This window comes from Rubellimicrobium thermophilum DSM 16684, from assembly GCF_000442315.1.
Classification (GTDB): Bacteria; Pseudomonadota; Alphaproteobacteria; order Rhodobacterales; family Rhodobacteraceae; genus Rubellimicrobium; species Rubellimicrobium thermophilum.
In genome coordinates, this window is record NZ_KE557320.1 from 341,382 (window position 1) to 353,200 (window position 11,819).

An 11,819-nucleotide genomic window follows, 5' to 3' on the forward strand; every position below is an offset into this window, starting at 1 on the left:
ATGGAGCGGCGCCCCAGCCGTTCCGGGCGCGGCATCGCGGCGCGAAGATCACGCGGCCGGGGGCCTGCGATGGACAAGCCGGGGGGGTGCTCCTATGTTGCCCCGACCTTTTCAGGGGCCAAGCCCCGTCACGCGCCGAAGGACCGCCATGGAAGGCATCGCCTCTCTCGTCCCGCTCATCCTCGTCTTCCTGATCATGTATTTCCTGCTGATCCGCCCGCAGCAGCGCAAGCTGAAGGAGCATCAGGCGATGGTCGCGGCCTTGCGACGCGGGGATCAGATCGTCACCTCCGGCGGGATCGTCGGCAAGGTGACCAAGGTGAAGGAGGGGGAGAACGAGATCGAGGTCGAGATTGCCCCCGGCGTCCATGTCCGCGTGGTGCGCAACACCGTGTCCTCGGTCATCTCCAAGACCGAGCCTGCGAAGGCCTGATCCACCGTGCTGTTCATTCCCCTCTGGCAGCGCATCCTTGTCGTCCTGGCGATCGTGCTGGGCGTGCTCTTCGCGCTGCCCAACCTGTTCTATGAGCGCGTCGAGCGAGCCAATGACGCCCGCGCGCAGATCGCCGAGGGAATCACCTCGCCGGAGATCGAGGCGGAGGCCGCGCTCTGGCCGTCCTGGCTGCCCTCGGGCCTCGTCCCGCTGGGGCTGGACCTGCGGGGCGGGGCGCATCTTCTGGCCGAAGTGCAGGTCGCCGATGTCTATGCCAAGCGGCTCGATGCCCTCTGGCCGGATCTGCGTGACGCCCTGGCGGCCGAACGGGCGACGCTGGGCTTTGTCCAGCGCGAGGAGGGCCCGTCTGATCGCCTCCTGATCCGCATCGGCGAGCCGGCCGGCGTGCAGCGCGCGGTGGAGATCGTGCGCGGCCTGGCCCGACCCGTGGCGAGCCTGACAGGCTCCGGCGCTTCGGACATCGAGGTGCGGGCGGACGGCACCCTGTTGACCGTCACCCTGTCCGAGGCCGAGCGCGCGGCCACCGACGACCGCACGATGCAGGCGGCGCTCGAGGTCGTGCGCAACCGCATCGACGAGGCCGGCACGCGCGAGCCGACGATCATCCGGCAGGGCAGCGACCGCATCCTGGTGCAGGTGCCTGGCGTCGGCTCGGCGCAGGAGGTGAAGGACCTGATCGGCGCGACGGCCCAGCTCACCTTCCATCAGGTCCTGCGCACGACGACGGACGCCACGGCCGATCCGGGGGCGGGGCATATCCTGCTGCCCGATGCGGAACAGCCGGGGCTTTACTACGTGCTCGACCGTGTGCCGGTGGTGACGGGCGAACAGCTTGTGGATGCCCAGCCGTCCTTCGACCAGAACGGCCGGCCCGCCGTCACCTTCCGCTTCGATCCCCAGGGGGCGCGGGCCTTCGGCGACTACACGGCGGCCCATATCGGCGAACCCTTTGCCATCGTGCTCGACAACGAGGTTCTCTCGGCGCCGGTGATCCAGTCCGCCATTCCCGGCGGATCGGGCATCATCACCGGCAGCTTCACGATCGAGCAGGCAACCGCGCTGGCCATCCAGCTCCGGGCAGGGGCCCTGCCGGCGGATCTGGTCTTCCTCGAGGAGCGGACCATCGGCCCGGAACTGGGACGCGATTCGATCGAGGCCGGCCAGAACGCGGCGCTGGTCGCCGGGCTCCTGGTGATCCTGTTCATGATCGCCTCCTACGGCAGTTTCGGCGTGGTGGCGGTCATCGCCCTGCTCATCAACATCGTGCTGATCTTTGCCAGCCTTTCGATCCTGGGGGCGACGCTGACCCTGCCGGGCATCGCCGGGATCGTCCTGACCATGGGGCAGGCGGTGGACGCCAATGTGCTGATCTACGAACGCATGCGCGAGGAGCTGCGCCGCGGCGCAACCCCCTTCAAGGCGGTGCAGGAGGGCTTCTCCAAGGCGCTGTCGGCCATCGTGGACGCCAATGTGACGACCTTCCTGATCGCCGGAATCATGTATTTCGTGGGCGCCGGTCCGGTGCGCGGCTTTGCCGTCACCCTTGCCATCGGCGTCATCACGACGATGATCACCGGGGTCTTCGTCACCCGCTTCCTGATCGCGCTCTGGTTCTCGCGGACCAGGCCCAAGACCATCGTCGTGTGAGGACATCATGGCCTGGACGTGGAGACTGCGGCTCGTCCCCGAGCAGACCCGGATCGATTTCTTCCGGCTGCAATGGATCACTTTCGGCCTCTCGGCCGCGATGGTCCTGATCTCCTTCGTCAGCTTCCTGACGCTGGGGTTCAATTTCGGGATCGACTTCCGGGGCGGGACCACCATCCGCACCGAGACGACCACCCCGATCGATGTGGGCGAATACCGCAATGCCCTGCAGGGGCTGGGGCTGGGCGATGTGACGATCACCGAGGTCTTCGACCCGACCTTTGCCGAGGATCAGCATGTGGCCGAGCTCCGCATCGCTGCCCAGGATGATGCCGAGGCCGTCAGCCAGGAGACCTTGCAGCAGGTCGAGGCGGCACTGAAGGCCGTGGACCCGGAGGTGCGCTTCACGCAGGTCGAATCGGTCGGCCCCAAGGTCTCGGGCGAGCTGGTGCGCAAGGCGCTGCTGGCCATCGCCGCTGCCTCGGTCGGGATCGGCATCTACATCTGGATGCGCTTCGAGTGGCAGTATTCGGTCGGCACCATCGCGGCGCTCCTCCATGACGTGATCGTGGTGGCAGGGATCTTCTCGCTGTTCCAGCTCAAGTTCGACCTGACCATCGTCGCGGCGCTGCTGACGATCCTCGGCTATTCGGTCAACGACACCGTTGTCATCTTCGACCGCGTGCGCGAGAATCTCCAGAAATACAAGACGATGCCCCTGCGCGACATCATGAACCTGTCAGCCAACGAGACGCTGTCGCGGACCCTCGTGACGGCGGGGACGACGCTGCTTGCGCTCATTCCGCTGCTGATCTTCGGCGGCGACGTGATCCGCGGCTTCATCTTCGCGATGACGCTGGGCGTGTTCATCGGCACCTATTCCACGATCTATGTGGCCAAGAACATCGTCCTGTGGATCGGTCTGCCGCGCGGAGAGGCGGCAAGGAAGACGCGCAGCCCCTTCGCCGACATCGACGCCTGACCGGGACCCGAGGAGGACCGCTGCCGATGCGCCTGAGCGAGATGGAGTTCCCCGAGGGCACACCGGTGGACGGTTATGGCCCCGGTTTCGTCCGCGTGGGGGGGCAGGTGCATCGGGGCCGGGTCCTGGTCCTGCCTTCGGGCGTCCAGCCCTGGGGCGGCTGGGACGATCGGGATGCGCTGCTGGCCGCGGCCGCCTCGGTGGATGTGCTGCTTGTCGGCACGGGGGCGGCGATGACCGTCCTGCCCGTTGCCTTCCGCGCCGCGCTCGAGGCGGCGGGGATCGCCCTGGAGCCGATGTCCACGCCATCGGCCTGCCGGACCTACAACGTGCTGCTGGCCGAGGGGCGGCGCGTCGGCCTTGCGCTGATTCCGGTGTGACGGCGCTCTGCGTCGAGGGGCTGTCGGTCGCACGCGGCGGGGTGCCGCTGCTCGAGGGGCTGTCCTTCGCGCTCGCGGCCGGCGGGGCGCTGGTGCTGCGGGGGCCGAACGGGATCGGCAAGACGACGCTGCTGCGCGTCTTGGCGGGGCTGGCCCCCCCTCTTGCCGGGCGGATCGCGATGCCCCCCGACAGCGCCGCCTATGCCGGCCATGCCGATGGCATCAAGGCCACGCTGACCGTGGAGGAGAATCTGCGCTTCTGGGCGGCCCTCTACGAACAGCGCTGGAACGGGGAGGTTCTCGAGGCCTTCGGCCTGCAGGGCCTGCGCGGCCGGCCCGCGGCGACGCTCTCGGCCGGGCAGGCGCGGCGTCTCGGACTGGCGCGGTTGGCGGTCATCGGGCGGCCGATCCTGCTGCTCGACGAACCGACCGTGTCGCTCGATGCCGCATCGGTGAAGCGTTTCGGAGATTGGCTGCGCGAACGGCATCTGGATCGGGGCGGCATCGCCGTGCTGGCCACGCATGTGGAACTGGGGATCGAGGCGCCGCAGCTCGACCTGGCTGCCTTCCGCGCCCGTCCCGCGGCCGCCGGCGCATCGGACGCGCCCTTCCTGTGACCGCCGACGGGGGGCAGCGATGAGGGCCCTGATCCTGCGCGATCTGCGTCTGGCCGTGCGGGCGGGCGGAGGGTTCGGTCTCTCGCTCGCCTTCTTCCTGATCGTCGTGCTGCTCGTGCCCTTTGCGGTCGGGCCGGATGCAGCGGTGCTGTCGCGGATCGGACCGGGCGTCCTGTGGGTGGGCGCATTGCTTGCCACGCTGCTGTCGCTCGACCGGATCTTCGCCCTGGATCATGAGGACGGGGCGCTGCCGCTGATCGCCACCTCCCCCCTGCCGCCCGAGGGAATCGCCCTGGCCAAGGCCATCGCGCACTGGCTGACCACGGGACTGCCGCTGACGCTGGCCGCGGCGCCGCTGGGTGTGCTGCTCCAGATCGGGGGGCGGCCCATGGCTGGCTGCTGCTGACGCTGCTGATCGGCACGCCGGCGCTTCGATGATCGGCTGTTTCGGCGCCGCGGTGACGGTGGGTGTGCGACGGGGCGGGTTGCTGCTGTCGCTTCTTGTCCTGCCGCTCTATGTGCCGACCCTGATCTTCGGGGCCGAGGCGGCTCGGCGCGGGGCCGAGGGGCTCGACAATCTCGGTGCGCTGCTGATGCTGGGGGGAATCACGACCGGGGCTCTGGGCCTGTTGCCCTTTGCCGCAGGGGCCGTGCTGCGGATCAATCTGCGCTGAGCCCGCCTTGAGAGGCGGGCCCGCTGTCACTAGAGAAGATCCATGTCGGTCTGGGAATACGCCAACCCCAAGAAGTTCATCGCCACCACCACCCCGCTGATTCCCTGGATCTTCGGGCTGGCCCTGCTTTGCCTGGGTGTGGGTCTGTTCTGGGGCTTCTTTCTGACGCCCGACGATGCCCGCCAGGGATCGACCGTTCGGATCATCTATCTGCATGTCCCCTCGGCGATGATGGCGATCAATGTCTGGATCATGATGCTGCTGGCCTCGCTCGTCTGGCTGGTGCGGCGGCATCATGTCTCGGCCCTGGCGGCGAAGGCGGCGGCCCCGGTGGGGATCGTCTTCACCCTGATCGCGCTGTGGACCGGGGCGGTCTGGGGCCAGCCCATGTGGGGAACATGGTGGGCCTGGGATCCGCGGCTGACCAGCTTCCTGATCCTGTTCCTGTTCTATCTCGGCTATGTCGCCCTGTGGGAGGCGATCCCCGATCCCGATCAGGCCGCGGATCTGACCTCGATCCTGTGTCTGGTCGGGTCGGTCTTTGCGGTGCTGTCCCGCTATGCCGTCCATTTCTGGAGTCAGGGCCTGCATCAGGGGGCGACGCTCTCGCTCGACCGGAAGGAGAACATCGCCGACGTCTTCTGGTTTCCGCTGTTGGTCTGCATCGCGGGTTTCGTGCTGTTCTTCGTGGCGCTGGTCTTCATGCGCACCGGCACAGAGATCCGCCTGCGCCGCATCGCCGCGATCGAGCGGCGGGCGCAACGACAGGAGGCCTGATGCCCGATCTGGGGGAAATATGCGGTCGAGGTCCTGTCGGCCTATGCGGTGTCGCTGCTGCTTCTGGTCCTGATCGCCGGCTGGTCCTGGCGACGCTGGCGGCGCATCCGCGACAAGATGGACCACATCGACCGCGCGGAGAACCGCGATGGCCAGACCTAGACTCCTCATCCTCATCCCGCCGGTCGTCTTTGCCGCCATGGCCGGGCTGTTCGTTGCCGGCATGATGAACGACCGCGGGCAGGAACTGCCCTCGGCGCTGGTCGGGCAGGCCGCGCCGGCGCTCGCCGTGGTGCCGTTGCCCGGTCATCCGCCGATCGACCCCGCCATCCTGACGGATGGAGAGGTCAAGCTCGTCAATTTCTGGGCCTCCTGGTGCGCGCCCTGCCGGCTCGAACACCCGATCCTGGTGGAGCTGGCCGCCGAAGGCGTGCCGATCTACGGCATCGCCGTGCGTGACCGCGAGGCTGATTCGCTCGCCTTTCTGGGCGAGCTGGGCAACCCCTATCGCGGCGTGGGCCGCGACAGCACCAACCGCGTCAGCCTGGACTGGGGCACCTATGGCGTGCCCGAGACCTTTGTCCTGACGGGCGATGGCATCGTCGTGGACCGCTTGCCCTTTCCCCTGACGCCCCAACTGGTCGAGACGCGCCTGCGGCCGGCGCTGGAACGCGCCGCCCCCGAAGGGTGACCCTGCGTAAAGATACAGGCAGACAGAAGGCCGGGTCTGTGCGAGACTGCGATCATCCCTGATGGGAGATGATCATGGTCCCCCGCCTTTTTTCCTTCTGCCGCCGGGCGCTCCTGCTGGCTGGCCTGATGGCCTCGCCGGCTGCGGGGGAACCCTCGCTCGAACGGGGCGCCTATCTGGTCGAAGGCCCGGCCGCCTGCGGCAACTGTCACAGCCCGCAGGACATGAACGGCCCCATTGCGGGCCTCGAATATGGCGGGATGCTGGTCGAGCGGAACGATCTGTTCACCGCCGTGGCGCCCAACATCTCTCCCGGCGGGCGTGTGGCGCAGTGGACGGATGTCGAATTCGTCCGGGCGATCCGCGAAGGCATCCGCCCCGATGGCAGCGTGATCGGCCCGCCGATGCCGATCCGGCTCTACCGGGGGCTGTCGGATGACGATGTGCAGAGCATCGTCCTGTATCTGCGCAGCGTGCCGGCGGTGGAGAACGATCCGGGACAGAGCGTCTATGGCATGCCGATTCCTCCGGCCTATGGTCCGCCCGTGAACAGCGTGCCTTCGGTGCCGGAAGGGGTGACAGTGGAATACGGGGCCTATCTGGCCGGCCCCGTGGCGCATTGCATTGAATGCCATTCGCCGATGGGTCCGCAGGGGCCGATGATCGACACCCATGCCGGTCAGGGTGGGATGGAGTTTCACGGCCCCTGGGGTGTTTCCGTCGCTCCCCCCATCACGGGTGCGGCTCTGACCGGTTACAGCGATGAGGAGATGGCCGCCATGATTCGGCAGGGGATCCGGCCCGACGGATCGCGGATGATGCCGCCGATGCCCTATCGCTGGCTGGCGCGGATGACCGATGCCGATCTGGCGGCAATCCTGCTCTATCTGCGATCCCTGCCCCCTGCCTGACAGGACCGGGCGGCACCCCGGAGGATGTCCGGGGTGCCGGGGCGTTCGGCACCCTTCTGCCGGGGCCCTGTCCGGCTGTGTCAGGCCGCCCGCGCGAGGTTGCGCAGCACCGTATGGAGGACGCCGCCGTTCTCCATGTACTCGACCTCGACCGCCGTATCGACGCGACAGCGCAGCGGCACCTCCTCCACGCGGCCATCGGCATAGGCGATGGTGGCGACCGTCTCCATCCGCGGGCGCAGATCGGTCAGGCCGCGGATCGTGATGCGTTCGTCTCCCTTCAGGCCCAGCGTCTTGCGCGTCGTGCCGGGCAGGAACTCGAAGGGTGCGACACCCATCCCCACCAGATTGGAGCGGTGGATGCGCTCGAAGCTTTCGGCGATCACGGCCCGCACGCCGAGCAGGGCCCGTCCCCTTGGCCGCCCAATCGCGCGAGGAGCCGGCCCCGTATTCCTTGCCTGCGATCACCACCAGCGGCACGCCCAGCGCCTTCCAGGCCATCGCCGCATCGTAGATGGAGGTCTGCTGCCCGTCGGGGCCGATCGTGTAGCCCCCTTCGACGCCATCCAGCATCTCGTTGCGGATGCGGATATTGGCGAAGGTGCCGCGCATCATCACCTCGTGATTGCCGCGGCGCGCGCCGTAGGAGTTGAACTCGCGCACGGGCACCTGCCGTTCGATGAGATAGCGCCCGGCGGGTGTCGTCTCGCGGAAGGAGCCGGCGGGGCTGATATGGTCGGTCGTGACCATGTCGCCGAGGATGGCGAGGATCCGGGCCTCCACGATGTCCTCGACGCGGCCCTTCTCGCGCGGCATGTTGCGGAAATAGGGCGGGTTCTGGATATAGGTGGAAGAGGGGGGCCAGTCATAGGTCTCGCCGCCCTTGACCTCGACCGCCTGCCAGCGGTGATCGCCCTTGAAGACATCGGCATATTTGGCCTGGAAGGCCTCGCGCGTGACGGTCTTCTCGACCAGTTCGGCGATCTCGGCCTGGCTGGGCCAGATGTCCTTCAAGAACACGTCGCGCCCGTCCGGCGTCTGCCCGATCGGCTCGCGCGTGATGTCGATGGTCATGTCGCCGGTCAGCGCATAGACCACCACCAGCGGCGGCGAGGCGAGATAGTTCGCCCGCACATCGGGGCTGATACGCCCCTCGAAGTTGCGGTTGCCCGACAGGACGGAGACGGCCACGAGATCGTTGGCCTGGATCGCCTCGCTGATCTCGGGCTGGAGGGGACCGGAATTGCCGATGCAGGTGGTGCAGCCATAGCCCACGAGGTTGAAGCCGATGGCGTCGAGATCCGCCTGCAGCCCCGCGGCCTCGAGATAGGCCGAGACGACCTGCGAACCGGGGGCGAGCGAGGTCTTGACCCAGGGCTTGCGGTTCAGCCCGAGGGCGCGGGCCTTGCGGGCCACCAGTCCGGCCCCGATCATGACATAGGGGTTGGAGGTGTTGGTGCAGGAGGTGATCGAGGCGATGACGATGGAGCCGTCCTTCAGACGGTAGGATTCGCCGGCGACCGGAACCTCCTTCGGCGGGGCGCCCTTGCGATAGTCCGCCACCACGGCGGCGAAGGAACGGGCCGCCTGATCGAGCGGGGTATGGTCCTGCGGCCGCTTCGGGCCGGAGACCGCGGGCACCACATCGCCCATGTCGAGATGCAGCGTGGAGGAATAGACCGGTTCGTAATCCGGCCCCCGCCACATGCCCTGGGCCTTGGCATAGGCTTCGACCAGGGCGATGCGCGCCTCGTCCCGGCCGGTCTGGCGCAGATAGCGCAGAGTCTCCTGATCGATGGGAAGAAGCCGCAGGTGGCGCCGTATTCGGGGGCCATGTTGCCGATGGTGGCCCGGTCGGCGAGCGGCAGATGATCGAGCCCCTCGCCATAGAATTCCACGAACTTGCCCACCACCCCGTGCTGGCGCAGCATCTGGACGACCTTGAGCACCAGATCGGTGGCCGTGGTCCCCTCGCGCAGGCGGCCCGTCAGGCGGAAGCCCACGACCTCGGGGATCGGCATGGAGACGGGCTGGCCCAGCATCGCGGCCTCGGCCTCGATCCCGCCGACACCCCATCCCAGAACCGCCATGCCGTTGACCATGGTGGTATGACTGTCGGTGCCCACCAGCGTGTCGGGATAGGCCACCTGTGCGCCGGTCTGGTCCGTATCCGTCCAGACGCATTGCGCCAGATATTCGAGATTGACCTGATGGCAGATGCCCGTGCCCGGCGGCACGACACGGAAGTTGCGGAACGCCGTCTGTCCCCATTTCAGGAACTGGTAGCGTTCGATGTTGCGTTCGTATTCGCGGTCCACATTGACCTGGAAGGCGCGCGGATTGCCGAACTCGTCGATCATCACGCTGTGATCGATGACCAGATCCACGGGGTTGAGCGGGTTGATCTTCTGCGGGTCGCCCCCGAGCCCGATGATCCCGTCGCGCATCGCCGCCAGATCGACGACGGCGGGCACGCCGGTGAAGTCCTGCATCAGCACCCGCGCCGGGCGATAGTTGATCTCACGTTCGGCCCGTCCGCCATTGGCCGCCCATTCGCCGAAGGCGCGGATGTCGTCGAGGCTGACCGAGAACCCGCCATCCTCGAAGCGCAGCAGGTTCTCCAGCACGACCTTGAGCGAGGCGGGCAGGCGCGAGAAGGCGCCCAGGCCGGCTTCCTCGGCGGCGGGGATGGAATAATAGGCGTAGCTGTGCCCGCCGACATCGAGCGTGCGGCGAACGCCCGCGCGATCCTGGCCGGTGATGATGGGCATGGCGGCATCCTTTCGGTCTGGAAGGCTTCCGGATGGGGTAGGCGCGGTATACCATTGCACACCGAAAAGGGAAGGGGGCGTGGCTCATCCGCCGCAGCCCGGCCCGCCTTGCGGCGTTTGCCGCGGCTCTCTCGATACATTGATTGGCTGTTGCAGGATACGGGGGATAGGTCAGCTCCAACCCCCCTCAGGCAGGACCGTCATGCGACTCCTTCCCGCCATGGGCCTCGCGGCCGTCGCGACACTGACACCGGCAGGGCTGCGCGCCGAAGAGCCGATGCCGGTCGTGGTGGAGCTCTATACCTCGCAGGGCTGTTCCTCCTGTCCGCCGGCCGATGCGATGCTGGAGGAGCTGGCGCGCATGGACGGGGTGATCGCCCTGGCGCTGCATGTGGACTACTGGGACTATATCGGCTGGCCGGACAGCTTTGCCTCGCCCCTGTTCTCGGCCCGGCAGGAGGCCTATGCCAAGGCCGCCGGCGAGCGGATGGTCTACACGCCCCAGGTCATCGTCAACGGGCAGGATCGCGTGGTCGGCAGCGATGCGATGGCCGTGATGGCGCGGCTGCATGCCCATGCCGGTGCGACCACGCCGATTGCGCTGCGCCTTGCGCGGGAGGGGGGGATGCTGCGCATCGAGGCGGAGAGTTCAGCCCCCCTCCCGCCGCTTGCCGTTCAGCTGGTCCGTTATCGCCCGTCCGAGTCGGTGACCATCGACGGGGGCGAGAATGCCGGCCTGACGATGACCTATGCCAATATCGTCACCGCCTGGGAGCATGTCGGCGACTGGGACGGAAACGCGCCGCTGTCGCTTCTGCTGCCGCTGTCGGGCGAGGATCCCGTGGTCGTCCTGTTGCAGGAGCACGGGCCGGGCCGGATCAGGGCGGCGGCACGGATGGCACCGCCGTCGGGAGGGTGACGCCGCCGCCGCGCGGGGCCTTCCACCGCCGGTGGATCCAGAACCACTGTTCGGGATGGGCCCGGATGCGCGCCTCGAGCCGCTGGGTGAGCGCGACCATCATGGCCAGGGGATCGCCATGGGGGATCGGTGCTTCGAACTGGATGTCGAAGGACAACCCGTCCTCGCGCCGGATGCCGAAACAGGGCAGCAGCAGCGCCCCGGTGCGAAGGGCGAGATCGGCGGGTGTCGTCGCGGTCATGGCAGGCCGACCCAGGAAGGGGATCGGCACCCCTTCCTGCACATGCAGGTCGAACAGCATCGCCGCTACCCCCCCGCGCGCGAGATGGCGCACAAAGCCAAGCGTCCCCCTGCCTTGCGCGAAGGCTGGGCCGGGGATGGCCTCGATCGTGCGGACATAATGGGCATTGACATAGGGATTGGTCATGTCGCGGTAGAGGCCCGCCGCCACATGTCCGCGCGCCGCCAGCGCATGCCGCGGGACCTGGAAATTGCCGAAATGCCCGCTGACGAGAAGGACGGGGCGCCCCGACGCCCGGGCTTCCTCGAAGGCGGCCAGCCCATCGCCCCGGATGGGTTCGCGGGCGATGCGGGCGGCCAGTTCGGGGGTGGAATAGTTTTCGATCAGGCTGCGCCCGATATTGTCGAGCACCGCCGCCGCCACGGCGCGCCGGCGTGCGGCGGGCCAGTCAGGATGGATCATGGCCAGATTGGGCGAGGGCCCGTCTCCGCCATCCGGCCAGAGGCCCGGCCGCATGCCGCGCGACCGCACCGAAGAAGGGCACCCGCCGTTCGTAGGGAAGCCGTCGGGCAAAGCCGAGAAGCGCGCGCAGCGCCAGATCGGTCGCCCGGTCGGAGAGCGTTCCGGCGGCGGGGGCGGGACCGGATGGCGGGGTGGAAGAGGGCGTCATCGGGCGGGCCTGCGGTCGCGTGAGAGGACCGGATAGGCCGGACAGGCCCGCTTGCCAAGGCCGGACGACGGGGCCGGACGACGGG

12 protein-coding genes and 2 pseudogenes are annotated in these 11,819 nt (G+C 68.1%); 11 read left to right on the top strand and 3 right to left on the bottom strand.

Annotation, left to right across the window (positions count from 1 at the left end; translation table 11 throughout):
• The first annotated feature begins 148 nt into the window (after positions 1–148).
• From yajC to RUTHE_RS02680, 10 genes and pseudogenes are all read left to right on the top strand, one after another.
• Positions 149–433, top strand: coding sequence for a preprotein translocase subunit YajC (gene yajC / locus RUTHE_RS02640; RefSeq protein ID WP_021096706.1), 285 nt, complete (start codon positions 149–151; stop codon positions 431–433).
• Positions 434–439: 6 nt separating this feature from the next.
• Positions 440–2,101 (top strand): protein translocase subunit SecD, encoded by a 1,662-nt coding sequence (gene secD / locus RUTHE_RS02645; protein WP_021096707.1) that lies wholly within the window; start codon positions 440–442, stop codon positions 2,099–2,101.
• Positions 2,102–2,108: 7 nt separating this feature from the next.
• Positions 2,109–3,083 (top strand): protein translocase subunit SecF, encoded by a 975-nt coding sequence (gene secF / locus RUTHE_RS02650; RefSeq protein ID WP_021096708.1) that lies wholly within the window; start codon positions 2,109–2,111, stop codon positions 3,081–3,083.
• Between the two features lie 26 nt (positions 3,084–3,109).
• Positions 3,110–3,463 carry an Mth938-like domain-containing protein gene (locus RUTHE_RS16920; protein WP_021096709.1) on the top strand — a complete coding sequence of 118 codons (354 nt, stop codon included), beginning with the start codon at positions 3,110–3,112 and terminating at the stop codon, positions 3,461–3,463.
• Positions 3,460–4,080, top strand: coding sequence for a heme ABC exporter ATP-binding protein CcmA (gene ccmA, locus RUTHE_RS16925; protein ID WP_021096710.1), 621 nt, complete (start codon positions 3,460–3,462; stop codon positions 4,078–4,080). Before RUTHE_RS16920 ends, ccmA begins: the two co-directional genes overlap by 4 nt.
• Positions 4,081–4,099: 19 nt before the next feature.
• Positions 4,100–4,754: pseudogene (gene ccmB / locus RUTHE_RS02665) on the top strand (heme exporter protein CcmB).
• 42 nt (positions 4,755–4,796) lie between these two features.
• Entirely contained in the window at positions 4,797–5,531 is a 735-nt protein-coding gene (locus RUTHE_RS02670) for a heme ABC transporter permease (protein WP_021096713.1), read from the top strand.
• 6 nt (positions 5,532–5,537) lie between these two features.
• Positions 5,538–5,693, top strand: coding sequence for a heme exporter protein CcmD (gene ccmD / locus RUTHE_RS15850; protein ID WP_084464982.1), 156 nt, complete (start codon positions 5,538–5,540; stop codon positions 5,691–5,693).
• Positions 5,680–6,222 (top strand): DsbE family thiol:disulfide interchange protein, encoded by a 543-nt coding sequence (locus RUTHE_RS02675; protein ID WP_021096714.1) that lies wholly within the window; start codon positions 5,680–5,682, stop codon positions 6,220–6,222. Before ccmD ends, RUTHE_RS02675 begins: the two co-directional genes overlap by 14 nt.
• 74 nt (positions 6,223–6,296) lie before the next feature.
• The gene (locus tag RUTHE_RS02680; RefSeq protein WP_021096715.1) at positions 6,297–7,133 is read left to right on the top strand and encodes a c-type cytochrome; all 837 of its coding nucleotides are present in this window, start codon (positions 6,297–6,299) and stop codon (positions 7,131–7,133) included.
• A gap of 80 nt (positions 7,134–7,213) precedes the next feature.
• Here the strand turns inward: RUTHE_RS02680 and acnA are convergent.
• Positions 7,214–9,904, bottom strand: a pseudogene (gene acnA, locus RUTHE_RS02685) (aconitate hydratase AcnA).
• A gap of 202 nt (positions 9,905–10,106) precedes the next feature.
• On the opposite strand from acnA, the gene RUTHE_RS02690 reads away from it, so the two are divergent.
• Positions 10,107–10,823: a DUF1223 domain-containing protein gene (locus tag RUTHE_RS02690; protein WP_021096718.1), complete on the top strand. Its 717-nt coding sequence runs from the start codon at positions 10,107–10,109 to the stop codon at positions 10,821–10,823.
• Here RUTHE_RS02690 and RUTHE_RS02695 read toward each other — a convergent pair.
• Together RUTHE_RS02695 and RUTHE_RS17325 are read right to left on the bottom strand one after the other, a co-directional pair.
• The gene (locus RUTHE_RS02695) at positions 10,783–11,526 is read right to left on the bottom strand and encodes a lysophospholipid acyltransferase family protein (protein WP_021096719.1); all 744 of its coding nucleotides are present in this window, start codon (positions 11,524–11,526) and stop codon (positions 10,783–10,785) included. The genes RUTHE_RS02690 and RUTHE_RS02695 overlap by 41 nt on opposite strands.
• Complete coding sequence (locus tag RUTHE_RS17325) at positions 11,513–11,734, bottom strand: hypothetical protein (RefSeq protein ID WP_021096720.1); 222 nt, start codon at positions 11,732–11,734, stop codon at positions 11,513–11,515. Before RUTHE_RS17325 ends, RUTHE_RS02695 begins: the two co-directional genes overlap by 14 nt.
• Positions 11,735–11,819: the final 85 nt, after the last annotated feature.